At 73.8% G+C, this 25,391-nt stretch carries 21 protein-coding genes; 12 read left to right on the top strand and 9 right to left on the bottom strand.

From position 1 onward, the window contains the following. Positions 1 to 91: 91 nt before the first annotated feature. Positions 92 to 1,258 carry a diacylglycerol/lipid kinase family protein gene (locus tag N0B34_RS09770; RefSeq protein WP_263731181.1) on the top strand — a complete coding sequence of 389 codons (1,167 nt, stop codon included), beginning with the start codon at positions 92 to 94 and terminating at the stop codon, positions 1,256 to 1,258. Between the two features lie 60 nt (positions 1,259 to 1,318). Here N0B34_RS09770 and N0B34_RS09765 read toward each other — a convergent pair whose 3' ends face one another. Beyond that, positions 1,319 to 2,155, bottom strand: a complete 837-nt coding sequence (locus tag N0B34_RS09765; protein WP_263731180.1) for an AraC family transcriptional regulator — start codon at positions 2,153 to 2,155, stop codon at positions 1,319 to 1,321. A 72-nt stretch (positions 2,156 to 2,227) separates the two neighbouring features. On the opposite strand from N0B34_RS09765, the gene N0B34_RS09760 reads away from it, so the two are divergent. Then, positions 2,228 to 3,052 carry an alpha/beta fold hydrolase gene (locus N0B34_RS09760; protein WP_263731179.1) on the top strand — a complete coding sequence of 275 codons (825 nt, stop codon included), beginning with the start codon at positions 2,228 to 2,230 and terminating at the stop codon, positions 3,050 to 3,052. 81 nt (positions 3,053 to 3,133) lie between these two features. On the opposite strand, the gene pheA is transcribed toward N0B34_RS09760, so the two are convergent. Beyond that, positions 3,134 to 4,093: a prephenate dehydratase gene (pheA, locus tag N0B34_RS09755; protein ID WP_263731178.1), complete on the bottom strand. Its 960-nt coding sequence runs from the start codon at positions 4,091 to 4,093 to the stop codon at positions 3,134 to 3,136. Between the two features lie 55 nt (positions 4,094 to 4,148). Between pheA and N0B34_RS09750 the strand changes: the two genes are divergently transcribed. After that, entirely contained in the window at positions 4,149 to 6,362 is a 2,214-nt protein-coding gene (locus tag N0B34_RS09750) for a hypothetical protein (RefSeq protein WP_263731177.1), read from the top strand. Here N0B34_RS09750 and N0B34_RS09745 read toward each other — a convergent pair. Next, entirely contained in the window at positions 6,325 to 7,263 is a 939-nt protein-coding gene (locus N0B34_RS09745; RefSeq protein WP_412175722.1) for a glycosyltransferase family 2 protein, read from the bottom strand. The genes N0B34_RS09750 and N0B34_RS09745 overlap by 38 nt on opposite strands. Positions 7,264 to 7,344: 81 nt before the next feature. Then, the gene (locus tag N0B34_RS09740) at positions 7,345 to 8,169 is read right to left on the bottom strand and encodes a DUF5926 family protein (RefSeq protein WP_263731176.1); all 825 of its coding nucleotides are present in this window, start codon (positions 8,167 to 8,169) and stop codon (positions 7,345 to 7,347) included. Between the two features lie 67 nt (positions 8,170 to 8,236). Here N0B34_RS09740 and pgm point away from each other — a divergent pair, with 67 nt between their 5' ends. Then, positions 8,237 to 9,922, top strand: coding sequence for a phosphoglucomutase (alpha-D-glucose-1,6-bisphosphate-dependent) (gene pgm / locus N0B34_RS09735; RefSeq protein ID WP_263731175.1), 1,686 nt, complete (start codon positions 8,237 to 8,239; stop codon positions 9,920 to 9,922). Between the two features lie 50 nt (positions 9,923 to 9,972). Then, positions 9,973 to 11,181, top strand: coding sequence for an MFS transporter (locus N0B34_RS09730; protein ID WP_263731174.1), 1,209 nt, complete (start codon positions 9,973 to 9,975; stop codon positions 11,179 to 11,181). 16 nt (positions 11,182 to 11,197) lie between these two features. On the opposite strand, the gene N0B34_RS09725 is transcribed toward N0B34_RS09730, so the two are convergent. Continuing rightward, on the bottom strand, positions 11,198 to 11,749 hold the full coding sequence (locus N0B34_RS09725) for a DUF2231 domain-containing protein (protein ID WP_263731173.1): 552 nt from the start codon (positions 11,747 to 11,749) through the stop codon (positions 11,198 to 11,200). A gap of 89 nt (positions 11,750 to 11,838) precedes the next feature. Between N0B34_RS09725 and N0B34_RS09720 the strand changes: the two genes are divergently transcribed. Further along, entirely contained in the window at positions 11,839 to 12,831 is a 993-nt protein-coding gene (locus N0B34_RS09720) for a phosphotransferase family protein (RefSeq protein WP_263731172.1), read from the top strand. A 15-nt stretch (positions 12,832 to 12,846) separates the two neighbouring features. Here the strand turns inward: N0B34_RS09720 and N0B34_RS09715 are convergent, their stop codons facing one another. The 3 genes from N0B34_RS09715 to N0B34_RS09705 form a co-directional block, all read right to left on the bottom strand. Further along, the gene (locus N0B34_RS09715; protein ID WP_263731171.1) at positions 12,847 to 14,130 is read right to left on the bottom strand and encodes an MFS transporter; all 1,284 of its coding nucleotides are present in this window, start codon (positions 14,128 to 14,130) and stop codon (positions 12,847 to 12,849) included. Positions 14,131 to 14,265: 135 nt separating this feature from the next. Then, positions 14,266 to 15,426 (bottom strand): VIT1/CCC1 transporter family protein, encoded by a 1,161-nt coding sequence (locus N0B34_RS09710; RefSeq protein ID WP_263731170.1) that lies wholly within the window; start codon positions 15,424 to 15,426, stop codon positions 14,266 to 14,268. Between the two features lie 211 nt (positions 15,427 to 15,637). After that, positions 15,638 to 16,003, bottom strand: coding sequence for a hypothetical protein (locus N0B34_RS09705; RefSeq protein ID WP_263731169.1), 366 nt, complete (start codon positions 16,001 to 16,003; stop codon positions 15,638 to 15,640). Between the two features lie 191 nt (positions 16,004 to 16,194). Here N0B34_RS09705 and N0B34_RS09700 point away from each other — a divergent pair, with 191 nt between their 5' ends. The 5 genes from N0B34_RS09700 to N0B34_RS09680 all read left to right on the top strand — a co-directional run bounded on the left by N0B34_RS09700 (position 16,195) and on the right by N0B34_RS09680 (position 22,284). After that, positions 16,195 to 17,190 carry a LacI family DNA-binding transcriptional regulator gene (locus N0B34_RS09700; RefSeq protein ID WP_263731168.1) on the top strand — a complete coding sequence of 332 codons (996 nt, stop codon included), beginning with the start codon at positions 16,195 to 16,197 and terminating at the stop codon, positions 17,188 to 17,190. Positions 17,191 to 17,268: 78 nt separating this feature from the next. Continuing rightward, entirely contained in the window at positions 17,269 to 19,152 is a 1,884-nt protein-coding gene (locus N0B34_RS09695) for a glycoside hydrolase family 2 protein (RefSeq protein WP_263731167.1), read from the top strand. Positions 19,153 to 19,193: 41 nt separating this feature from the next. Further along, complete coding sequence (locus N0B34_RS09690; protein WP_263731166.1) at positions 19,194 to 20,459, top strand: ABC transporter substrate-binding protein; 1,266 nt, start codon at positions 19,194 to 19,196, stop codon at positions 20,457 to 20,459. Positions 20,460 to 20,521: 62 nt separating this feature from the next. Beyond that, a complete protein-coding gene (locus tag N0B34_RS09685; protein ID WP_263731165.1) occupies positions 20,522 to 21,397 on the top strand; it encodes a carbohydrate ABC transporter permease in 876 nt (291 codons plus the stop codon). After that, positions 21,394 to 22,284 carry a carbohydrate ABC transporter permease gene (locus N0B34_RS09680; protein ID WP_263731164.1) on the top strand — a complete coding sequence of 297 codons (891 nt, stop codon included), beginning with the start codon at positions 21,394 to 21,396 and terminating at the stop codon, positions 22,282 to 22,284. Before N0B34_RS09685 ends, N0B34_RS09680 begins: the two co-directional genes overlap by 4 nt. A gap of 30 nt (positions 22,285 to 22,314) precedes the next feature. On the opposite strand, the gene N0B34_RS09675 is transcribed toward N0B34_RS09680, so the two are convergent. Next, on the bottom strand, positions 22,315 to 23,391 hold the full coding sequence (locus tag N0B34_RS09675) for a Gfo/Idh/MocA family protein (protein WP_263731163.1): 1,077 nt from the start codon (positions 23,389 to 23,391) through the stop codon (positions 22,315 to 22,317). Positions 23,392 to 23,554: 163 nt separating this feature from the next. On the opposite strand from N0B34_RS09675, the gene N0B34_RS09670 reads away from it, so the two are divergent. After that, positions 23,555 to 25,249 carry an alpha-amylase family protein gene (locus N0B34_RS09670; protein WP_263731162.1) on the top strand — a complete coding sequence of 565 codons (1,695 nt, stop codon included), beginning with the start codon at positions 23,555 to 23,557 and terminating at the stop codon, positions 25,247 to 25,249. Positions 25,250 to 25,391: the final 142 nt, after the last annotated feature.

The following is a 25,391-nucleotide window of genomic DNA, read 5'->3' as shown; positions in this document are numbered from 1 at the left end:
CACCGTCACCCGCGGCGTGGCCTGTCGGCGAGCGCCGTCCTCACCCGCCCCGACCGCGCGACGTCGCAGGTGGATGCGTAGATTGCCGGACATGACATGGCACGACTGGCTGGGGCTGACGGCTGCGGTGCTCGCGCTGGTCGCGATCGTGCTGGCGGTGTGGGTGGCCCGTCGGCAGGCCGCCGGACGGCTGGGTCACCCGGGGGCAGCCGGTGCGCCGGCCGCCGCTGCGGAGGTGCTGACGGGGCCGGACGACGAGGAGCGGCCGCTCGTCGCCTTCGTCGCCAACCCGTCCAAGCCTGACGTCGCCGCGCTGCGCACCCAGGTGGTCAAGGCCTGCTCCGAGCGGTACCTGCCCGAGCCCCTGTGGCTCGAGACCACCGTCGAGGACCCCGGCGTGGGGCAGGCGCGCGAGGCGGTGGAGCGCGGCGCGAAGCTCGTCGTGGCGGTCGGTGGTGACGGGACCGTGCGCGCGGTCGCCGAGGCGCTGGTGCACACCGACGTACCGATGGCGCTGCTCCCCCTCGGCACGGGGAACCTGCTGGCGCGCAACCTCGACATCCCGGTGGGCGACCCGGCGGCGGCGATCACCGCGGCGCTGGACGGCAAGGACCGGACCATCGACGTCGGCTGGGTGGCCGTGCAGCGGTGGGCGGCTGCGGACGCCGAGGACCCGGACGAGGAGGTGACCGGCCCGGCCGCCGACCCCGATCCGGACCGCGAGCACATCTTCCTGGTGATCGGCGGGGTCGGGTTCGACGCCGCGATGGTGGCCAGCACCGACGAGGACCTCAAGGCCAAGGTCGGCTGGATCGCCTACTTCGTCGCCGGGGTGCAGCACCTGCACGGGCGGCGCAGCCGGGTGCGGGTGAAGCTGGACGGCCGGGCGTGGCAGGAGCTGCGGCTGCGCAGCCTGCTGGTGGGCAACTGCGGGAAGCTGCCCGGCGGCCTGCAGCTGCTGCCGGACGCGGTGCTCGACGACGGCTGGCTGGACATCGCCGCGATCGACACGCGCGGCGGGGTGGCCGGCTGGGCGCAGCTGCTCGGCGAGGTGGTGCTGCAGGGGTTCGGGCTGCGGAACCCGCTGCCGGCGCGGATCGGGCGGATCGACCACACCCGGGCGCGGTCGGTGGAGATGCAGCTGTCCGGGGGCGAGCACGTGCAGCTGGACGGGGACGTGCTGGGACAGGTGGCAGAGCTGGCGGCACGGGTGGACCCGGGCGCGCTCGTCGTGCGGGTGCCGGCACCCGCGAGCTGATCGGACCCGGGTCGGGACGGCCGGGCGCAGGCCCGGGTCCAGCCCGCTCGAGGGGCTGGGTCAGGACGTCGGCTCGTGGCCGGTGGGGGCGTCGCGCCACTGCGCCAGCCAGCGGGCCGGCGGCAGCCCGGTGGCGGTGCGGAAGAACACCGAGAAGCTCGTCGCGTCCGGGAAGCCCAGCTCGCGCGCGCAGCGGGCGGCCGTGACGCCGTCGTGCGCGAGCAGGCGCTCCGCCTCGAGGACCACGCGCTCGGTCAGGTAGGCCTTGGCGGTGCCGCCCGTGGCGCGCTGGACCGCCCGGGACAGCGTCCGGGGTGCGTAGCCGAGTGCCCTCGCGTAGTACCCGGCGTCGCGGTGCGTACGGAAACCCTCCTCGACGCGGTCCCGGAACAGCGCGAACAGCGAGTCGTCGGGCTCGGGGTCCCGGCCGGGCGGGTCCAGCCGCAGGAGGAGGGCCGACAGGAGGAGGGCGGCGAGCTCCGACGGTCCGGCAGCGGCCTCGAGCTCGAGGTGGTCGAGGGCCGCGGTGAGCAGGGGCCAGTCCGGTCCGACCGTCCACGTCGGCGCCTGGTTCGGTGCTGCACTGAGCCGGCGGGTGGCCGGGGTGGCGGGTGCGCTCGGGACGAACAGCACCAGACGGCCGGACAGCTCCTCGATGTCGTCCCAGCGGTGCACGGCGCCCGGCGGGATCCAGACCGCCGAGCGGGGACCGAGCCGGTGCCGGCGGAAGTCGACGGTGACGGCCCCGTGCCCGCGGTCGACGACGGCGACGACGTGGAAGTCGGCCCGCTGGGTACCCCCCGCGCTGAGCTCGCGGAGCCGGTCGAAGGTGAGCACCTCGACGGGACGTGGCACCCCGCCGAGCGGCTGGTACGTCAGCTGCTGCACGGCTGGCACGTGTCCAGTTTTCACCATCACGCGACTGGTTCGCCCGATGCTCGTCGTGCGTGGCTCCGGTGGGATGGAGCCATGGAGAACACGGAGATCACCACCACGACCGTCCGACCGTCGACCGACGCCGCCTCCGCGGCCGGTAGCGGCCTGCCCACTTACGACCATCGCGCCGGTACCGGCCCGACGCTCGTCCTGCTGCACTACTGGGGCGGGTCGGCACGCACCTGGGACGCCGTCGTCGACCGGTTGCCGGGGCGCGACGTGCTGGCGCTCGACCTGCGCGGCTGGGGTCGCTCGCAGCACCTGCCGGGACCGTACTCGCTGCACCAGCTCGCCGCGGACGTCCTCGGGGTGATCGCCGAGGCGGGCGTGCGGGAGCACGTGCTGGTCGGGCACTCGATGGGCGGCAAGGTGGCCCAGCTGGTGGCCGCCGGCCGTCCGGCCGGCCTTCTGGGGCTGGTGCTGGTGGCACCCGGGCCGGCGCGGCCCGCCGCGATGATCTCGTCGGAGTACCAGGCACAGCTGGCGCACGCCTACGACACCGACCAGTCGATCGCCGGGGTGCGCGACCACGTGCTGACCGGCACTCCTCTGCCGGAGGAGCTGAAGCTGCAGGTGCTGGCCGACTCGCGGGCCAGCGGCGCGGAGGCCCGCGACGAGTGGCCGCTGCGGGGCATCGCCGAGGACGTCAGCGGGCTGACACCGGCGATCGACGTGCCGACGCTGGTGGTCGGCGGCGACCACGACCACGTGGAACCGGTCGAGGTGCTGCGGGACAACCTGCTGCCGTACGTGCCGGACGCGCGGCTCGAGGTGCTGCCGTCCGGGCACCTGATCCCGCTGGAGGCGCCGGCCGCGCTGGCGGGGCTGATCGACGGGTTCGCGCCGCTGCTGCCGTAGCCGGCGGCGCGTCAGGTCGCCTGGCCGCCGCGCGGGCCGCGGCGCGTCAGGTCGTCTGGCCGCCGCGCGGGCCGCGGCGCGTCAGGTGGCCTGGCCGGCGCGGAGGGCGCGCAGCCACGTGCGGGCGTCGACGAACTCGGCGTCCGACGTGCCCGCGTGGACGGTCGGCGGGAGCGCGTCGGCGCGGGGGTAGGAGCCGAGGAAGCGGACGTACGGGCAGCGCCGGCGCAGGCCCATGATCGCCTCGCCGACGCGCTCGTCGAGGATGTGCCCCTCGGCGTCGATCGAGAACGAGTACCGGCCCAGCGCGTCGCCGATGGGGCGCGACTCGATGCGGGACAGGTTCACGCCCCGGACGGCGAACTGCTCGAGCATCGCCAGCAGGGCGCCCGCCTCGTTGTCCGGCAGGTGCACCACCAGGCTCGTCTTGTCGGCGCCGGTCGGTGCGGGGACCTCGCCCGGGTGGCCGACGACGACGAACCGGGTGACCAGCGCGTCGTTGTCGGCCACCTCGTCGGCGAGCGCCGCCAGGCCGTACGTGGGGACCGCGGCCGGCGGCACCAGGGCGGCGTCGAAGGCGAGCGGCGGGAGCGACGGGTCGGTCAGGCGCTCGGCGATCAGGGCGGCCGGCGCGGTGTTCGAGGTGGCCGGCACGTGCACCGCGTGCGGCAGGCGCTCGGCCAACCAGTTCCGGCACTGCACCCAGGCGTGCGGGTGGGCGCTGATGCGGTGCACGTCGGCCAGCTGCCGGCCGGGCGCGGCGGCCAGCGTGAACTGGACGGGGACGAGGATCTCGCGCAGCACCACCAGCGGCTCGCCGGTGGCGAGGGCGTCGAGCGTGGCGGTGACGCCGCCCTCGACGGTGCTCTCGATGGCGACCACGGCGAAGTCGGCAGCACCGGCCCGCACCGCGCCGATCGCCGAGCCGACGTCCGTCTGCGGCAGCAGCACGGCCTCGTCGGGCCGCACCACCTGCAGCAGCGCCTCCTCGGTGAACGTGCCGGCCGGTCCGAGGTAGGCGTACCGGGGGCGGTCGCTCATCGGTCCTCCTGGAGGCCGTCGGGGTGCAGAGGAGTGCGCTGCGTAGGCTAGCCGGGTGCGTGCCCGCCGCGGTCCCCTGGCTCGGCGGGTGGTCGCGACCGGCCTGGTCACGGCGCTGCTCGCCGGTCTGGTGACGGTGCTGACGGGGGCGGCGGGGGCCGGCTCGACAGGGTCGCCCGGGACGACGGCCGCTCCCGGGGCCGTGCCCGGTCCGGTGCTGGTGGTCGGCACCAGCGGGGTGCGGTGGAGCGACGTGTCCGCCACCGCGACACCGGCCCTGTGGCGGCTGTCCCGCACGGGCGGGCTGGCGGTGGCCAGCACCCGCGGTGTCGAGGCGACCGGGTGCCCGGCGGACGGGTGGTTGACCGTCTCGGCGGGGACCAAGGCGGCCGGGCCGCGGGCCGGTGGGACCTGTGCGGCTCTCGACGAGCCCGTCGGCGGGGCCGTACCGGGGTGGGCCGCGGACCGGGCGGCGCTGGCGGCGCAGCAGTACGACGCGAAGGCCGGGAGCTTCGGCGAGGCGCTGCGCAGCGCCGGGGTGGCGACGGCGGCGGTCGGTCCAGGGGCGGCGGTGGCGCTCGCCGGGACGGACGGCCAGGTGGTGGGACGGTACGCGGCGCTGCCGTCGTCGGCCTCCCGGCTGACCGGGGTGGTGCGCGATGCGCTGGCGTCTGCTCGGGTGGTCGTCGTCGACGCCGGGGGCGTGCGCGCGGGTGCGGCGGAGCGCGCCGGGACGGCGGACCGCTCGACGCAGCTCGCCGCGGTCGACTCGATGGTCGGTGGGGCGCTCGAGGCCGCCGACCCCGGCACCACCGTGCTGGTCGCCTCCCTGACCGACTCCGGCAGCCCCGACCTCCAGCTGGTCGCCGCGACCGGACCGGCTCCGGACGGCGGTCGGTACGACTCTGCCTTGCTGACCTCCGGCGCCACGCGGCAGACGGGTCTGGTGCAGACGGCGGACGTCCCGGCCACCGTGCTGGCCGCGCTCGGCCTGCGGGACCGTGGTGCAGGGCTGGTCGGCTCGACCATCGGCCACGCCGCTGGCCCCTCGACGGCCGACGCCCGGCTGGCCCGTCTGCTCGACGTGCAGCGCGAGGCGCTGGCGATCACCCGCGTCTCGGGCACGTTCAACGCCGGGCTGCTGATCCTCGTGGTGCTGTTCGTCGTCGTCGCCGCCCTGCTGCTGCGCGGGGGTCGGCGGCCGTCACGCCCGGTGCTGCGGTCGCTGCAGGTGGCCGGCACGATGGTGGCGCTGCTGCCCGTCTCGTCCTTCCTGGTCGCGCTGGTGCCGTGGTGGCGGGCCGGTGCGCCGGGTGTGGCGCTCGGCGCGGCGGCCCTCGGCTGGGCGGTGCTGCTGGCGGTGCCGGCGCTGGTGGGTCCGTGGCGGCGCACCGTGCTGGGGACGGCAGCCGCCGTGACGACCGTAACGGTCGGTGTGCTGCTGGCCGACGCGGTGCTCGGCTCACCGCTGACCGTGGACACGCCGATGGGTGGTCACCGGCTGCTCGGCGCACGGTTCTACGGCTGGAGCAACCAGGCGTTCGCCCTGGCGGCGACGGCCGGGATGGTGCTGGCGGTGGTGGTCGCGGACGTGCTGGTGCGCCGGGGTCGGCGGTGGGCGGCCGTCGCCGCGGTGGCCGCGCTGGGACTGGTGGTGGTCGTGGTGGACGGCACGCCGGGGCTCGGCAGCGATGCGGGCGGGCCGGTGGCGCTGCTGCTGATGTTCGGGCTGCTCGCCGTGGTGGTCAGCGGGCGGCAGGTCCGGTGGCGGACGGTGCTGCTGGTGGTGGCTGCCGGTGTGCTCGTCGTCGGGACCCTGATGGTGCTCGACTACCTGCGGCCGCCGGCGGAGCGGACCCATCTGGGCCGGTTCGTCGCGACCCTGCTGCAGGGTGGCCTGTGGACCGTGCTCGCGCGCAAGGAGTCCGCGAACCTGCACGTGCTGGGCGACTGGCGCGTGCTGGTGCTGCTGGTCGTTGCCGTGGCGCTGGGCTGGCTCGCGCTGGTGCGGCACGCGCGTCGGCAGGGCCGCCGGCTGCGGGACACGGACCTGGGCGGGCTGGCTCCGCGGGTGCCGCTGCTGCGCGCCGGCCTTGCGGCGTGGGGCGCCGCCATGGTGGTCGGGTTCCTGATGAACGACTCCGGGATCATCATCCCGGCGACCGGGATCGCACTCCTCGGCCCGCTGCTGCTCGCCGCTGTCGCCCGGCTGCGGGACGACCACCGCGCCGTCAGAGCTGCGGACCCCGGGCCGGCCGCTTCGCGCTGAACACTCCGCGGACCACGCCGCCCGCGGCGCGCGCCCGTCGGGCGCTCAGCGCCAGCTGCACGTCCCGGTACTGCGCCGCCCGGTGCAGCTGCCCCTTCCAGTCGGCTCCCGACGGACGGTGGTGCAGGTCGCACGGCACCTCGAGCACCCGGAACCCCTGCCGCAGCAGGTCGATGGTCATGCCGGTCTCGACGCCCCAGCCGTGCGCCAGCGGCGTCGCCGCCTCGTACGCCTCGCGCGTCAGGCAACGGATGCCGGACAGCGGCTGGGTGGGCGTCCATCCCGTGAGGGCCGCGATCCCGTGCCGCGCGGCACCGACGACGATCCCGTGCCCGCCCGCCCCGGGCTGCGGCGGCAGCAGCGCGATCGTCAGGTCCGCCTCACCGGCCAGCACGGGCGGCACCAGCGGGGCGGCGTGCACCGCCGACTCCGCCAGGTCGCCGTCGAGGAACAGCAGGAAGCGCGGCGGCCGGTCCGGGGCGTCGCGCATCGCGACGACCGCCGCGCCGGTCTCCATCGCGGCGGCCTTGCCGCGGTTGTGGGAATGACGCACGACGACGGCACCGGCCTCCCGGGCGACGTGCTGGGTGGCGTCCTCCGAGCCGTCGTCGACCACGAGCACCAGGTCGACGCCGGGGATCGCGCGTGCCGAGCGGACCGTGGTGGCGATGCGCCGCGACTCGTCCTTGGCGGGGATGATCACCGCCACCCGTTGCCGGCGCGGCGGGCGTCCTGCGCCGATGCGCACCGACTCGGCCCGGGCGGGGCGGGCCGAGGCCGACGGCGGGTCCGCGTCTGCGACTGCGGGCCCGTCCGCGGACGGCGCCTGCTCGGCGCCCTCACCTGCTCCCTGGTCGGTGACTGCTCCCCGCTCGCGGGTGCTGTCGCCGGACCTGGTCACGTGACCAGCCTAACGACGGCCTCCACAACCTCGCCGGTCGAGGCCCACGTTCACCCGGACGGCCCCCGCGGGCGCCCGAGGTCAGCGCAGGGTGACCTGGCGGGCCACCAGACCGGCGCGGGCGCGGCGGGCGTTCGCGTCGAGCGGCGAGTCGTCGGCCACCGCGGCGGCGAACCGCGGAGCGAACGCCTTGACGGCGTCCTCGATCTCCTCGGCCTCGGTGCCGCGGGCCAGCTCCCACACCGGGACCACCAGGCCGGCCGCGCGGAAGTAGCCGATGAACTTGGCGTCCTCGAAGCCGGACTCGCGGCGGCCGTGCAGGCGGGCCAGCCCGTCCAGCACCTGCTGCTCGTCGAGCGGCTGCACCCAGCGCAGGAACTCCTTGGCGCCCATGCGGCACCAGTACGCGGACTCGACCCCGGGGAGCTTGCGGGTGTCGATGATGCCGGAGTCGGCCTCCTCGAGAGCCGCCTCGACGTCCGGCGTGCGCTCGGCGGCGGGGTCGAGCCAGTACTCGAACGAGTCGAGCAGAGTCACCTCGAACGGCACCGAGAGGTCCAGCACGTCCTGCAGCCGGGGGCCCGGCGTGGGCAGGCCGAGGTTCTCGATCGCGGTGCCGGGCTCGGCGTCGAGCGCGCGCAGCAGCGCCTCGGCGAGGTCACGGCTCGCGTCGCCGGAGCTGCTGCGCGTCTGCAGCGCCACCATCACGGTGCCGTCGGCCCGGTGCAGGGCAGCCCAGGCGTCGGGGAGGACGGTGGTGACGACGACCTCGCGGGCACCGTGCTCGGCGGTCGTGCGGACGGTGGCGGTCGCGGCGGGCACCAGCTCGCGCATCGCGACCCAGTCCGTCTCGCCGGGCAGGTTCTCGAACGGTCGCAGCACGAAGGAGGTGGTCGTCTTGGCCATGGGGCACAACCTATCGGCCGGTTCCGGGCGGGTGCGCCGACCCCCGACGGTGGGAGAAGATCCCCCCATGGACCCGCGCGCCGGAACGCCTGCCCGCCCCGAGGACCTCATCGACGTGGACGCCCTGGTCGGCGCCTACTACGACAGGGTCCCCGACCCCTCCGACCCGGTCCAGAAGGTGGTGTTCGGCACCAGCGGGCACCGCGGCTCGTCGCTCGACACGGCCTTCAACGAGGCGCACATCGTCGCGATCACCGCGGCGATCGTCGAGTACCGCCGCGCGCAGGGCACCGACGGTCCGCTGTTCATCGGGCGGGACACGCACGGGCTGTCCGAGCCGGCGTGGCGCTCCGCGCTCGAGGTGCTGGCGGCGGCCGGCGTCGAGGTGCGGGTCGACGCGCGCGACTCGTGGACCCCCACACCGGCGGTGTCCCACGCGATCCTGCTGTTCAACGGCGCCGGCACGGCGGCCGGTGTGCGCACGCAGGGGCCGGGGCTGGCCGACGGCATCGTCGTGACCCCGTCGCACAACCCGCCGCGCGACGGCGGCTTCAAGTACAACCCGCCGCACGGCGGCCCGGCGGACTCCGACGCGACCGGCTGGATCGCCTCTCGTGCCAACGAGATCCTCGCCTCCGGGTGGCGCTCGGTGCCGCGCGTCAGCCTCGAGCAGGCGCTGGCCGCGGAGACCACCCGCAAGCACGACTACCTGTCCAGCTACGTCGACGACCTGGCCAACGTGATCGACCTCGAGGCGATCCGGACCGCCGGCGTGCGGATCGGTGCCGACCCGCTCGGTGGCGCGTCCGTGGAGTACTGGGCGGCGATCGGGGAGCGGTACGGGCTGGACCTGACGGTGGTGAACCCGACGGTGGACCCGCGGTGGGCCTTCATGACGCTGGACTGGGACGGCAAGATCCGCATGGACTGCTCGTCGCCGTACGCGATGGCGTCCCTGGTCACGCGCATGAGCCCGGCGGCGGGGATGGCGGCACCGTTCGACATCGCCACCGGCAACGACGCCGACTCCGACCGGCACGGGATCGTCACGCCGGACGGCGGGCTGATGAACCCCAACCACTACCTCGCGGTGATGGTCAGCTACCTGTACGGCAGCGGGCGGCCCGGGTGGCCGGCCGGCACCGCGGTGGGCAAGACGGTGGTCTCGTCCTCCCTGATGGACCGCGTGGTGGCGGACCTGGGCCGGCGGCTGCTGGAGGTGCCGGTCGGGTTCAAGTGGTTCGTGCCCGGACTGATCGACGGGTCCGTCGGCTTCGGCGGCGAGGAGTCCGCCGGGGCGTCGTTCCTGCGGATGGACGGCACCGTGTGGACCACCGACAAGGACGGGATGGTGCCCGCGCTGCTGGCCTCGGAGATCCTGGCGACGACGGGCAGGTCTCCCAGCCAGCACCACGCGGACCTCGTCGGGCGCTTCGGGCAGTCCTGGTACGCCCGCGTCGACGCCCCCGCGACCCGCGAGGAGAAGGCGACGCTGGCGGCGCTCTCCCCCGAGCAGGTGAAGGCGACGACGCTCGCCGGCCAGGAGATCACCGACCGGCTGACGCGCGCGCCGGGCAACGACGCCGCGATCGGCGGCCTGAAGGTGACGACGAAGGACGCGTGGTTCGCGGCGCGGCCGTCCGGCACCGAGGACGTCTACAAGATCTACGCCGAGTCGTTCGTGTCGGCCGAGCACCTGGCGCAGGTGCAGGCCGAGGCGAAGGACGTGGTGTCCGCGGCGCTGGCCGGCTGAGCAGAGCCGGCGCCGGACGGGATGTCGGCGCCGGCTGACAGACTGGCGGCATGCTCACCCCGTATCGCGACGTCCTGTCGCGCCCGGGGGCGCTGACCTTCTCCGCCGCGGCGGCCGTCGCGCGGCTGCCGATGTCGATGGTGGGCATCGGCGTGGTGCTGGCCGTCAGCTCGCTGTACGGCTCGTACACGCTGGCCGGTGCGGTGTCCGCGACGTACATCGTCGCCCAGGCGGTCGCCGCGCCGGTGCTCGGCGGCTGGGTGGACCGCTTCGGTCAGTCGCGGGTGATGCGTCCGGCGACCGTGCTGGCCGGCGGCGGGATGCTGCTGCTGGCGGCGGCGTCGGCGATGCGGGCACCTGCGGTGTGGCTGTTCGGGGCCGCCGTGCTGATCGGCGCGGGCAGCGGCTCGTTCGGGTCGCTGGTGCGGGCGCGGTGGACGTGGGTGCTCGCCGGGGACGGGCGGGCGGTGCACACCGCCTACTCGTTGGAGTCGGCGCTGGACGAGCTGGTGTTCGTGGTGGGGCCGGTGACCGTGACGATGCTGGCGACGGCCGTCCGGCCGGAGGCCGGGCTGGTGGTGGCGGCCGTCGGCGTGGTGGGCGGCGGGCTGTGGTTCTGCGCGCAGCGCGCCACCGAGCCGCCCGCCGTGCGGCGCACCGAGGGTCGGGCGCGCGGCACGGTGCTGCGGCTGCCGGCGATGGCGGTGCTCGCCGTGGTGTTCGTGCCGATGGGCGGCCTGTTCGGGGCCACCGAGGTGGCGACCGTCGCCTTCGCCGACGAGCACGGCAACAAGGGCGCCGCCGGGTTCGTGCTGGCGACGTTCGCGCTCGGGTCGCTGCTGGCGGGCCTGCTGTACGGCGCACGGGCGTGGGCGGCACCGCTGCACCGGCGCTTCGCGGGGGCCGTCGCCGCGCTGGCGGTCGGCGTGTGCCTGTTCGTCCTGGTCGACAGCCTGTGGGCGCTGGCCGCGGTGATGTTCGCCGTCGGGTTCACCATCTCCCCGTCGATCATCACCGGCAACGGCCTGGTGCAGGCGCACGTCCCGCCGGGACGCCTGACGGAGGGGCTGACCTGGGTGGGCACCGCGTTGAACGTCGGGGTGTCGATCGCGTCGTCGCTCGCCGGGGCGCAGGTGGACGCCGGCGGCGCCCGTGCCGCCTACCTGGTGGTGGTGGCGTGCGGCGGGGCGGTCCTCGTCGCGACGGTGCTCGCGCTCCGCGTGCTGCGCGCCGGCACCCCTGAGCCCCCGGGCGCCTGAGGCGCCGCCGGACGGATCAGCCGTCGGAGCGCATGCCGAACGACATGTGCCCACCGAGGTAGCCGCTGACGCCGGCGACCCCGCCGCCGGTCAGCGCCGCCATCACGCCGAGCCCCTGGTGCCCGCGCCGCCGAGCCAGCCAGGACAAGCCGTACAGCGCCGCGGCGACACCGTTCAGACCGGCGTGCACCACACCGACCCGCCGCGCCCGGTCGCCGCTGTTCTCCCAGTCGGCCAGGCCCGCGGCGATCGTCGGACCCGTGGCGAGCAGGCCGAGGCCGACCAGCCGGCGGGCTGCCGGACGCGCCGACGGGCCGCCGACCAGGTCGAGTGCGGTGGCGGACATCCACAGGCCGAGCGGCAGGTCGGTCAGCATCGGGTGCAGCTTGTGCCCCAAGGGGTCGCCGCGCAGCACCGACGCCCGGGTGTCGCTGCCCACCACGGCGCGGGCGACGGGTGCGAGCTCGTCCACCAGGGGGTCGAGGCGCTCGTCGTGCTCGAGGCCCGCTGCCATGCGCGCCGCAGCCGGGTCGGTGGTCGAGCGGCCGCTGGAGTGTGCAGAGGTCATGGTCGGCTCCGGTGGTCGGGGGACGAGCAGGACGTCCAGCATCACGCGGCGCCCCCGGCGCCGCACGGCGAGCCCTAGGCTGACCGGCCGTGGACGGAGAGCGCGACGTGGCGACCGACCAGCTCGCGGCGCTGGCGGCGGTGCTGAGCCCGCTGGGCCGGGCGGTCGGCGCCGAGCGGCTCACGGGCGGGATGTTCGCCACGACGTTCCTGGTGACGTTCGACGACGGCTCCGACGCGGTGGTGAAGACGGCGCCGACCCACGAGGACCGCCTGCTCACCTACGAGCACGACCTGGTCCGCAGCGAGGCGCTGGTGTACCGGCTGCTGGCGGACGTGCCCGGGGTGCCGGTCCCGCGCGTGCTGCTGGAGGACATGACGCGGTCGGTGTGGCCGGGCGACGTGGTGGTCGCGAGTCGGCTGGGCGGCACGCCGTGGGGTGAGTGCGGGCTGGGGACGGTGGACGACGACCCCCGGGCGGCCCGGGCGCAGCACGAGCTGGGCGCGCTGATGGGGCGGCTGCACCAGGTGACGGGGCCGGTGTTCGGTTACGTCGGCGAGGCGTCGCCCCTGCGGGCCGGCACCTGGGCAGAGGCGTTCGGGCTGATGGTCGAGGCTGCGCTCGGCGATGCCGAGCGGTGGGCGGTCCCGGTGCCGGCCGACGAGGTCCGGGCGACGCTGGCTCGGCACCGGCTGACGCTGGACCAGGTGCGCACCCCCGTGCTGGTGCACACCGACCTGTGGCCCGGGAACCTGTTCCTGGACCCCGCGACCGGTGAGCTGGTCGGCGTGATCGACCCCGAGCGGGCGCTGTGGGGCGACCCCGTGCTCGAGCTGGTGGGCGCCGACCAGCTGGGCCGCGGGCCCGTGCCGACCGGCCTGCTCACCGGGTACGCCTCGGTGGCCGAGGCACCGGACCTGGACGACCAGGCCGTCCGTGCCCGGATCGAGCTGTACCGGCTGTACTTCGCGCTGATCATGCGGGTGGAGCTGGTGCCACGCGCGTACACCGGCGACTGGGTGGACGGGCACCGCACCACGCTCGAGACGAACCTGCGCGCGGCGCTCGACTCCCTCGCCTGAGCCGCGACCGCTGGCTCAGGGCTGCGGGTCCAGCGCGTCGTACCGCCAGAACCGCGGCTGGCCGACGACGAGCAGCCACAGCACCACCAGGCACGCCGCCCCGCCGATCGTCGCCGCCCAGCCCTCGCCGATCCGGGACGACACCGCACCGAGCCCCAGCTCGCCGAGCCGCGGCCCGCCGGCGACCACCACGGTGAAAACGCCCTGCAGGCGCCCCCGCATGTCGTCCGGCGTGGCGGTCTGCAGGATCGTCTGCCGGAACACCGCGCTGGTGTTGTCCGCCGCACCGGCCACCGCGAGCGCGACCAGCACCGCCAGCAACGCGCCCCACAGGACCTGCGCCGGGCTGTGCGGACCGGCGTGCACCAGCACCAGCCCGAACGCCACGATCGACAGGCCCCACACCGTGATGGACCAGACGATGGTCTGCCCCTGCCACCGGACCCGGGCCAGCCCGCCGGACAGCAGTCCGGACAGCACGGCGCCGACGGCGACCGCGGCGGTCAGCGCACCCGTCGTCGTCGCGCCGCCGCCCAGGTAGACGACGCCGATCGCCGGGAACAGCACGCGCGGGGACGAGAACACCATCGCCGCGAGGTCCACCAGGAACGTCATGCGGACGTTCGGCTGGGTGCCCAGGTAGCGCAGCCCGTCGAGCACCGAGCCGAGCCCGGCGCGCTGCCGGCCGTTGGCCGACCGCTCGGGCGGCACGGGCGGCAGCCGGTAGAGCGCCGCGAGCGCGAACGTGAACAGCACCGCGTCGGTGCCGTAGGCGAGCCCGTACCCACCGAGCGCCACCATGCCGGCACCGACGAGGGGGCCGACGGTCAGCGCGATGTTCCAGCCCAGCGTCTGCCAGGCGTTGGCCGCGGGCATGTGCCGGGGCTCGAGCAGCCGCGGGATGATCGCGCCGCGCGCCGGGGAGTTGACCGCCCCGGCGCCGGACTCGAGCGCGACCAGCGCGTAGAGGATGCCGACGGACGTGCTGTGCGCGACGGCCTGCACGACGAGCCCGAGCACCGCCACCCACGCGACGGCCGAGGCGACGAGGGCGACCGTGCGGCGGTCGGCGTGGTCGGCGATCGCCCCGCCGTACAGCCCGAACACCACGAGCGGCACCAGCGCGAACAGCCCCAGCACGCCGACGGCGAAGGTCGACCGGGTCAGGTGGTACACCTGCAGGCCGACGGCCACCACGGTCAGCTGACCGCCGAGGTTGGACACCGACAGCCCGAGCCACAACCGCCGGAACGCCGGGCTGACGCGCAGAGGTGTGGCGTCGAGCAGCAGGCGGGGCACCCGCAGATGGTAGGCAACCCCTCGGCTGACCAGGACGTCGGCTCGCCCCCAGCGCGAGCGGCCGCGTCGCCGTCGCGAGGTCCCGAGGGCCCGGCCGCCAGATGCCGCTCTGGGACGGACCCGGTCCGTCCCGGGTCAGCTGGTCGAGGTGCCGAACACCGAGCCGAGCAGGTAGGTGACCGCAGCCGCGCCGTAGCCGATCGCCAGCTGCCGCAGCGCGCGCTTCACGGGTGAGGCGCCGGACAGCACGCCGACCACCGAGCCCGTGCCGATCAGCGCGATGCCGACCAGGCCGGCCGACCACAGCACCGCCTGCAGGCCCGTGGCCCCCAACAGGTAGGGCAGGACGGGGATCGCGGCGCCGACGGAGAAGAAGCAGAAGCTCGCACCCGCGGCACCCCAGGCGGTGCCGATCGTCTCGTGCTCGTCCGTCGGCGGCGCGGGGGTCTGGCCGGAGACGGCCGGCACGTGGTCCTCGTCGCCGGGCAGGGCCGTGGACGAGCGGAGCAGGGACGCGTCGAGCGCCTGCTGCTCGCGGTAGCGGTCCAGCGAGCCGAGCACCACAGCCGCCCGGTCGGCGGCCGCCGCCGCGTCCAGGCCGCGCGCCCGGTACACCAGCGCCAGCTCGTTGGCGTCCACGTCCAGCATCGGGAGCGCCTCACCGGCGGCGGCCGCCGGCCGGGACGCCTCGAGCAGCTCGCGCTGGGACCGGACGGAGACGTACTCCCCCGCGCCCATCGACAGGGCGCCGGCCAGCAGCCCGGTGAGGCCGCCGAGCAGCACGGTGCCGGCCGGCACCCCGCTGGCGCCGATGCCGAGCACCAGCGCGAGGTTGCTGACCAGCCCGTCGTTGGCGCCGAACACGGCCGCCCGGAACCGGCCGGAGATCGCGTTGCGACCACGCGTGGCCAGGCCGCGGATCACCTCGACGTGGATGCGCTCGTCGGCGGCCATCGTCGGGGTCGCGTCGGCGTCCGCGTCCGCGGCCCAGCGCATCTCGGCGCGCTGCGCGAGGGCGAGGGTGAACACCGAGCCGAACCGCCGGGCCAGCAGCCCAAGCGTGCGGGTGCGCCAGTCACCGCGCTGCGGCCGGCCGACGTCGTCGCCGAGCAGCGTCAGCCAGTGGGCCTCGTGACGCCGCTCGGCCTCCGCGAGGGCGAGCAGGATGTCGCGCTCCTCTCCCGTGCGGCGCGACGCGAGGTCGCGGTAGGCGGCGGCCTCCGCCCGCTCGTCGGCGAGGTTGCGGCGCCAGCGGCGGCGGTCGGCAGCCGTCGGCTGCGGGTCGGCAGGGGGCACGGCGGCAGGCACAACGGGCTCCAGACGATCGGGGCGGTGGTGGCCCGCGGTGCGCACGACGACGAGGGCGACGGCGTGCCCGGCGGGCGCTCGACCGTCAAGCCTACGGAGAAATGCTGCGGACCACCGCCGCGGCAGCAATTCCCGGACCGTTCTCGGAATTCCGACAATGGGAGTTCGACGGTACGGAAACTGCCGTGAGGGCCCCCGCTCAGTCGTCCCAGGGCGGTGTCTCGTCGAGCTTGGCGTAGTACTTGGCCAGGTGGCTGCGGATGCGGTCGCGGTCCTTGTCCGGCACGTCGATCCCGCCACGCGACCCCTGCATCACGGCCGCGGCGGCGAACACCGCACGCGGCACGGCCTGCAGCTTTCCGCCCACCACGTCCGCGATCAGCAGCTTGTAGCCGGTGAAGTTGTCCTTCGCGTCGGCGTCGTACCAGACGTGCGCGTCGCGGTACCTCTCGTTGGGCTCGTCGTCCGCACCGGCCCACTTCCGCACCCGGCGATCGGCGGCGTCGCCGTCCCAGTCGCGGTCGCGGTCCGCCAGGGGCAGGTCCTGGAAGCTGGTCACCGCCATGGTCGTCTCCTCCCGTCGAGGGTCGTCGATGAACCAGCCTCACCCCGCCGCGGGCGCTCTGCCACAGGGAGACGCCGCCTGAGGAGGTCCGGACGTTGGTCACCGGCCGCGGCCGCGGACCTGCGGCTAGGATCCCGAGCGAGCGGTTGCCTCGAGGCAATCACGGCGACGACCGGGGGGAGGGCGGCGTCATGGCGACGCGCCGTGAGGTCGCACGCGCGGCCAACGTGTCCGTGCGGACGGTGTCCAACGTCGTGAACGGGTTCGACCACGTCGCCCCCGACACCCGCGAGCGCGTGCTCCGCGCCATCGAGGAGCTGGAGTACCGCCCGAGCGAGCTCGCGCGCAGCCTGAAGGTGGGTCGCTCCGGCCTGGTGGGGCTGATGCTGCCGGAGCTCGACACCGCGTACTTCGCCGAGCTGACCAGGGCGTTCGTCGAGGGCGGCGCCGAGCGCGGCCTCACGGTGGTGGTGGACCAGACGGACGGGGACCACGAGCGGGAGCTCGCCCTGCTGCACCGCACGTCGACGGGCTCCCTGTTCGACGCGCTGGTGCTCAGCCCCCTCGCGCTGCGCGCCGACGACGTCGCGGGCTTCTCCGCCGGTCCGCTGGTGTTCCTGGGCGAGGACGAGTTCCCCGGTTTCGACAAGGTGATGATCGACAACTTCCGGGCCGCGTACGAGGCGGTGGACCACCTGGTCCAGCAGGGACGACGGCGCATCGCGGCGATCGGCGCCGAGCGCGCCGCCCACGGGTCGAGCGCCCTGCGCCTCGAGGGGTACCGGGCGGCGCTGCGCGCCGGCGGCCGGGACCTGCCGGAGATCGTCGAGTACGTCAGCGGCTTCCGGCGCCCCGAGGGAGCAGCCGCGATGCGCCGGCTGCTGGACGGTCCCGACCGTCCGGACGCCGTCTTCTGCTTCTCGGACCCGTTGGCGCTCGGTGCGCTGCGGACGCTCTACGAGGCCCATGTCTCGGTGCCGGACGACGTCGCCGTCGTGGGCTGGGACGACATCGAGGACGGCCGGTTCGCGACCCCGTCGCTGACCACGGTCAGCCCCGACAAGAAGTGGCTGGCCCGCACCGCGCTCGACCGGATCGTGCGCCGGCTGTCCGGCGAGGAGCTGCCGGGCGAGGTGCTCGTGGGCCCGCACCGACTGATCGTGCGGGAGAGCTCCCCTACCGCCTGAGCCCGCCCCCGCGGCCGTGGGGTTGCGGTTGCATCACGGTCCTTGCATCGAGGCAAAGCCCTGGCTACTCTCCTCGACGTGCCGTTTGCATCGAGGGAAACGACGAGCCGCCGCATCGGCGACCAGGGCGAGCTGCCCCGGGCCGAGTACCCGCGCCCGCAGCTGGTGCGGCAGGAGTGGCTCAACCTCAACGGCCCCTGGCGGTTCGACGAGGGCGGCTCGGGGCAGCTGCCGTCGTCCTGGTCGCCGGCCGGCACGATCGTCGTCCCGTTCGCCCGGGAGTCGGAGCTGTCCGGCATCGGCCGGACCGACTTCGTCGACGCCGTGCGGTACCAGCGCGAGGTGACCCTCCCCGAGGAGTGGCAGGGCCAGCGGGTCCTGCTGCACGTCGGCGCGGCGGACCACCACACGACCGTCTGGGTGGACGACGTCGAGGTGGGCCGGCACCGCGGCGGCTTCACGTCCTTCTCGTTCGACCTGACGGACGCCCTGACCGGCCCGACGTTCACGCTCTCGCTGCTGGTCGAGGACGACCGGCACGCCGTCCAGGCACGGGGCAAGCAGTCCCGTCGGGCGGAGAACTACGAGGCCTTCTACACGCGCACCACCGGCATCTGGCAGACGGTGTGGCTCGAGCCCGTCCCGACCAGCCACCTGCTGCGGCCGGTGACGGTGCCGGACCTCGCGTCGTCCAGCTTCACGTTCCAGCTACCCGTCGCGCGCCCGCACGCCGGGCTGATGGCCCGCGTCGAGCTGCACGACGACGAGGGCCTGGTCGCGGCCGGTGCCGTCGAGGTCACGTCGCGCATCACCCCCGGCCTGACCCTCGACGTGCCGGCCGACCGTCTGCGCCTGTGGTCGCCGGAGGACCCGCACCTGTACCGGGTCCGGTTCACGCTGCTCGACGACGGCGTGCCCGTCGACACCCTGGACAGCTACGCGGGGATGCGGTCCGTCGCGATCGACGGCCGCCGGATGCTGCTGAACGGCCGGCCGGTGTTCCAGCGGCTGGTGCTGGACCAGGGCTACTGGCCCGACGGCCTGCTGACCGCCCCGTCGGACGCCGACCTGGTGCGCGACATCGAGCTGGCCCAGGCCGCCGGGTTCAACGGCGCCCGGCTGCACCAGAAGGTGTTCGAGGAGCGGTACCTGTACCACGCCGACCGGCTCGGCTACCTGGTGTGGGGCGAGTTCGCGGACTGGGGTGCGCTGGACGACGACGGCCGGCAGGTGCCCACCGTCTCGTTCGTCACCGAGTGGGTCGAGGCGCTGACCCGCGACCTGTCGCACCCGTCGATCGTCGGCTGGTGCCCGCTGAACGAGACGTTCGAGACGATCGGCCCCCGGCTGTCCGTGCTCGACGACGCGACCCGGGCCCTGTACCTGCTGACCAAGGCGGTCGACCCGACCCGCCCCGTGCTGGACACCTCCGGCTACGCGCACCGGGTCGCCGGTGCCGACGTCTACGACTCGCACCTGTACGAGCAGGACCCGGCGGCGTTCGCCCGCCAGATGGACGGGCTGGCCATCGGCCGGCCGTACACCAACCGCGCGCCCGACGGCTCCCCGTGGTCGGTGCCCTACGCCGGGCAGCCGTACTTCTGCAGCGAGTTCGGCGGCATCTGGTGGTCCGAGGTCGACGGGCACGGCGACGACTCGTGGGGCTACGGCGAGGCGCCGCGCAGCGTCGAGGAGTGGGTGGACCGCTTCCGGGCGCTGGTCGACCGGCTGCTCGACGACCCCGACATGTTCGGTTACTGCTTCACGCAGCTCACCGACGTCTTCCAGGAGAAGAACGGCATCGCGCGGTTCGACCGGGTGCCGAAGTTCGACCTGGAGCTGCTGCGCACGATCCAGACGCGACCCGCGGCGATCGAGCGCGGCGAGGACCGGCCGGACGGCCCGCTCACGGCGCGGACCGCACCGGCCCCACACCCGGCGGGCGCAGCGCGCCCCGCCTAGGCATCACCCCCACCATGTTGCACACACGAAGGAGTGGACACATGCGCAAGTCGTTGCTGGTGGCCGGGGCTGCGGCCGCCGCACTGGCCATGGCCGGATGCTCGAGCGGCGGCTCGGGCTCCGGCTCCACCGCCGGCTCCGGGAAGGTGACCCTGACGGTCGTCGGCTTCGAGGGCGGCGGCACCGAGCTGGCGAGCATCCCCGAGATCAACGCCGACTTCCAGAAGAAGTACCCGGACATCACGATCGACTACAAGTACGTCGCCAACGGCGAGTACGACCAGTACAACAACACCCGGCTGGCCGCCAAGACGGACGCCGACGTGCTGATGACCAACCCCACGCGCGTGCAGCAGTGGCAGAAGCAGGGCTACCTCGAGGACCTCTCCTCGCAGGCGTGGGTCTCGCAGCTGCTGCCGAACGTCGCACCGTTCGGCCAGGTGAACGGCAAGACCTACGCGTTCACGCAGCAGAACATCCCGATCGGGCTGTACGCGAACCTCGACATCCTCAAGAAGGCGGGGATCACCGACGTCCCGCAGACGTGGCCGGACTTCCTGGCCGCGCTGCAGAAGCTGAAGGACGCCGGGCAGCCCGGGCTGCTGCTGGCCAACCAGGGCGGCTGGACCTCCGAGCAGCTGACGCTGGCGCTCGCGGCCAACCTGCTGCCCGACACGTGGGGCGCCGGCTACGACACCGGCAGCTCGTCGTGGAACCCGACGTTCACGCCGGTGTTCGACCACATCAAGCAGCTGCTGACCAACGGCACCGTGGACGGCAAGCTGCAGAACGGCATCGAGCCGTTCAACACCGGCAACGCCGACTTCGCCGCCGGCAAGTGGGCGTTCACCGTGATGGGCGCCTGGGAGCTGCAGAACTTCCAGCAGAACGCCAAGTTCGACTTCTCGTTCAACCCGTTCCCCGGCGGTGACGCCGGCAGCAAGCCCAACGGCGTGACCTTCGTCGGCTCGGGCTGGGGCGTGAACGCCGCGAGCAAGCACAAGGACGCCGCGGAGAAGTACGTCGCGTTCATGGCCGACCCGGCCAACGACAGCCGCTACCTGGCGGCGGAGAACTCGTTCACCACGCTCAAGGACGTGCCGAGCCCGCAGATGCCGAAGGCGGCCGCCTACGTCGACGCCTTCAACGCCGGTCACTCGCAGGTCTCGCCGATCGAGTACCTGCACTACCCGACGTACGAGCAGGAGTTCTGGAAGGTCGGCACGTCGCTGTTCAACGACCCGACCCAGTCGAGCTCGTCGCTGCTGGCCAAGCTCGACCAGACCATCCCGAAGACCGCCGCCTAGCAACCAGCACCCGGGTCCGGGGCAGCCGTACGCCGCGCTGCCCCGGACCCCCGGAGGTCCCCATGCAGATCCGTGGCCGATCCGCGTTGGCGCTCATCGCCCCCGCAGCCCTTCTCTTCACGGCATTCGTGCTGTACCCGCTGGTCCGGGGCATCCAGCTGAGCTTCACCGACGCGATCGGCCCCAACGGCGGCGCCTTCGTCGGTCTGACCAACTACGTGCACGCCCTCCACGACCCGACGGTGCGCCGCGCGCTGACCAACACGCTCGCCTACACCGTCGTGGTGGTCGTGGTGCAGAACGCGCTGGCCCTGCTGGTCGCGTTCTGGCTGTTCCGGCAGGAGCGCGTGCGCGACGTGGTGCGGGCCGGCCTGCTGCTGCCGGCGATGATGGCGTTCGTCGCCGTCGGGTACCTGTGGTCGTACGTCTACTCGCCGCTCGGCGGTCCGCTGAACGTGGTGATGGACGCCCTGGGTCTGCATCGGTTCGAGCCGGTGTGGCTCGGTGACCCGCACACCGCCCTCTGGGCGATCGCCGCCATCTACGTCTGGATGTTCCTCGGGTACACCGCGACCATCTACCTGGCCAACTACATGGCGATCTCGCCGAGCCTGCTCGAGGCGGCCAACCTCGACGGTGCGAGCGGCTGGCGCCGGTTCCGGCACATCGACTGGCACCTGCTGGCGCCCTCGTTCACCATCAACATCACGCTGAGCGTGATCGGCTCGCTGCGGGTGTTCGACCTGCCGTTCATCATGACGCAGGGCGCACCGGAGGACTCGACGCAGACGTTGAGCCTGGCCATCTACAACAACAGCTTCGCCAACTACCAGTTCGCCTACGGCACGACGCTGGCCGTCGGGCTGCTCGTGCTGACCGTCGTGGTCGGCGTGATCCAGGCGACCCTGCTGCGCCGGCGGGAGGCCGACCTCGCATGACGACCCTCACCGCACCCGCCACGGAGCAGCAGGCTCCGACCGCGTCCCGCCGGACGGTCCGCCGCACGCGCCGCCGGTTGAGCAACGGCGTCGCCTCGGTGGTCCTGGTGCTGTTCGCCGCCCTGGTGCTGACGCCGATCTACGTGCTCGTCGTCGTCTCGCTGCACCACGGGCAGAGCGCCCCGGACAACCCGTTCGCCTTCCCGACGGCCCCCGACTGGCAGAACTACCGCACCGCGTTCGTCAACATGCACTACCTGCGCAGCGTCGGGAACACGCTGCTGATCACGCTGGCCACCGCGGCGCTGACGGTGCTGACCGCCTCGCTGGCGGCGTGGGCGATCGTGCGGCACACCCGCCGGTGGACCCGGACGGTGTACCAGGTGTTCGTCTCCGGGCTGACGATCCCGATCTTCGTGGTGCTCACCCCGCTGTACGAGGTGATGCAGAAGCTGCACCTGCTCGACAGCTACGGCGGCATCGTGCTGGCCTACGCGGCGACGACGATGCCGTTCGCGGTGTTCTTCTTCGCGGGCTTCCTGCGCACCGTGCCGGCCGAGCTCGAGGAGGCGGCCGCCGTCGACGGCGCCGGGCTGCTGCGGACGTTCGCCCGCATCGTCTTCCCCCTGCTCAAGCCGGCCACCGCGACGCTCGCGATCTTCGTGGTGATGCAGGTGTGGAACGACCTGATCCTGCCGCTGGTGCTGCTGTCGTCCGACTCGAAGCAGACGGTGACCCTGGCGGTGTACGCCACCATCGGCACGCACACGCTCAGCCCCGAGCAGCTGCTGCCGACCCTGGTGCTGGGCGTGCTGCCGCTGTTCGCGGTGTTCCTGTCGCTGCAGCGGTACGTGGTCGCGGGGATCGCGGTCGGCGTCGGGAAGTAGCGGCCGGGCCGATCCGGGGGGCCCAACCCCTCAGGCGACCGCCCACGGCGCCGCCGGCACCTGCACCGCCTCACCGGTCCGCGCGGACTCCTCGATCGCCAGCCCCAGCAGGTGGTCCTGGCAGCCCTCGGCCAGCGGGTACGGCGCCGGCCCGGTGCCGTGCACCCACTGGGCGGTCGCCGCGAGCAGGCCCGCCACCGCCAGGTCGTCGTCCGCGAGCCGCGCGCCCTCGAACGGGTTCCGCCACAGCACCTGCCCGTCCAGGCTCAGGTGCTCGGTGTCCCACCCGTCCAGGTTCTGCTCGATGCCGGACTGCCGACGGACGATCGGCGACGTGACCACGGTCCGCTCCCCCGCCCAGCGGGTCACGGAGTCGTCCACGATCTCGCCGAGCGAGCCGCGCACCACGATCCGGTTGGCGCGCAGCGGGTTGTGCCACTGGTTGTCCGTGAAGTCGTAGAGGGCGCTGCGGTTCTCGCCCAGGTCGACGGTGGCCAGCACGGTGCGCGCCCCGACGGGCCACTCGGCGCCGGTCCAGCCGTCGCGGTTCACCGGGTCCAGCAGCGGCGCGGTGAACGCCGACGCGCGGACCACGGCGGGGCCGGGCGCCACCCCGAGCAGCCGCCTGACCAGGCCCATCGCGTGGTACAGGTGCGTCGAGGACACCTGGACGCTGGTCGGCTCGCCGATCAACCCGGAGTCGACCACGGCCTCCCGGGCGGCGTGCGCCGGCATGAACACGCTGTGCTCGGCCACCTGCACCAGCTCGGTGGAGCCGACGTGGTGCCACAGCTCCACCAGCCCGGCGGCGTCGGGCGCCGGCGGCGTCTCGGCCAGCACCGGGATCTCACGGTCGACCAGCGCGCGGATGGTCACCGGCGTCACCGGCCACGGGGTGGCGACCACCACCACGTCGACCCCGTCGATCTCGTCGAGCGAGCGCAGCGCCGGCACGCCCCACGTCCGCCGCACCCACTCGGCACGCTCGTCGGACCGGGTCACCACGCCCGTGCAGCGGAACCGGTCCGGCATCAGCCGCGCCATCCGGACGAAGAACTCGCCCCGCCAGCCGGAGCCGACCACCGCGTAGGCCAGGGGTGCAGTCATGGTGCGTCCTCGTCGTCGTCCCACCTGCGGCGCTGCCACGCCACGGTCCCGACGCTACGCGGGAGGAACCGGCCGGTGTGGGTGACTCCGCCCTGCGCCCCGCCACCTGCAGGTCCGCCCGCTCGCCGCGCGCACCGGCGCTTCACCCGGTATGAACCACTTCATGCGGATCCGCGACACCGGCGACCTGTGGTGGAAGAACGCCGTCATCTACTGCCTGGACGTCAAGACGTTCATGGACTGGAACGACGACGGCTACGGCGACCTGCCCGGCGCCGTGCAGCGCATCGACCACCTGGCGGACCTGGGCGTCACCTGCCTGTGGCTGATGCCCTTCTACCCGACCACCGACTACGACGACGGGTACGACATCACCGACTACTACGGCGTCGACCCCCGCCTGGGCGACGCCGGCGACTTCGTCGAGCTGGTGCGCACCGCCAAGGACCGCGGCATCCGCGTGATCGCCGACCTGGTGGTCAACCACACCTCCGACAAGCACCCCTGGTTCCAGGCGGCCCGCCGCAGCAAGGACAGCAGGTACCGGGACTTCTACGTGTGGCGGTCCGACGAGCCGCCGGACACGCACAAGGAGGTCGTCTTCCCCGACAAGGAGAAGGGGATCTGGACGTACGACGAGGTGGCCGGCGAGTGGTACCGGCACCACTTCTACCACCAGCAGCCGGACCTCAACACCGCGAACCCGCAGGTCAGGGACGCGATCGCGAAAGTGATGGGGTACTGGGCGCAGCTGGGGCTGTCGGGCTTCCGCGTCGACGCGGTGCCGTTCTTCCTGGCCGACGTCGCGTCGCGTCCCGACGACGACGTCGACCGCCCGCACCAGTTCCTCACCGCGCTGCGGGCGTTCCTGTCCCGCCGGGTGGGCGACTCGATCCTCATGGGCGAGGTCAACCTGCCGTACGACCAGCAGAGCCTGTTCTTCGGCGACCACGACGACCAGGGCGTGGTCGAGGGCCGCGAGCTGGACCTGCAGTTCGACTTCATCGTGATGCAGAACCTGTACCTGTCCCTCGCCCGGCAGGACGCCCGGCCGCTGCGCACCGCGCTCGAGTCCCGGCCGGAGATCCCGAAGGACTCGCAGTGGGCGACCTTCGTGCGCAACCACGACGAGCTCACGCTCGACAAGCTGACCGACGAGGAGCGCCAGGAGGTGTTCGACGCCTTCGGCCCCGAGGAGGACATGCAGCTGTACGACCGCGGTCTGCGCCGCCGGCTGCCCCCGATGCTCGACGGCGACCCCCGCCGCGTGCGGATGGTGTACTCCCTGCTCTTCGCCCTGCCCGGCACGCCCGTGCTGTTCTACGGCGAGGAGATCGGCATGGGCGAGAACCTCGCCGCCGAGGACCGCCGGGCCGTCCGCACCCCCATGCAGTGGACGTCCGGGAAGAACGGCGGTTTCAGCCGGGTGGCGCCGTCGCGGCTGGTGCGGCCGGTGACCGACGGGCCGTTCGGACCGGAGCACGTGAACGTCGCCGACCAGCGGCGCGACCCGGAGTCGCTGCTCTCGTTCATCCAGACGCTGATCCGCCGGTACCGGGAGGCGCCGGAGCTGGGCTGGACGCAACGGGCCGAGATGCTGGACCAGCCGCACGACTCGGTGCTGGCGATGCGTTCCATCTGGGGCGACGCGTCGATGGTCAGCCTGCACAACCTCAGCAAGGAGGCCGTGGTGGTGCCCCTCGAGCTCCCCGACCTGCCGGAGGGCACGTGCCTGGTGGACCTGCTGTGCGAGGGGACGACGGAGGTCGACGAGAAGGGCCGCGTCGAGCTACCCCTGTCCGGCTACGGGTACCGGTGGCTGCGGATCGAGGAGCCGGGCTCGCGGCGGCTGCTGTAGCGCCTGCAGCGGCGAAGGCCGAGGCGGACCGAGCCGGACTGTGAGCGGTTCGCGGGGCGGGTGAGGTCTCGTCCCAGATGCGGAAATGGGCGTGACCGGCCGCGCACGGCAGCGTTAACATCGGTTCCGCTCGAATCGATTC

It is taken from the genome of Cellulomonas sp. SG140, from assembly GCF_025770785.1.
Classification (GTDB): Bacteria; Actinomycetota; Actinomycetes; order Actinomycetales; family Cellulomonadaceae; genus Cellulomonas.
The sequence above is the reverse complement of the archived record's forward strand: the minus strand, read 5'-3'. Positions and strand labels throughout refer to the sequence as shown.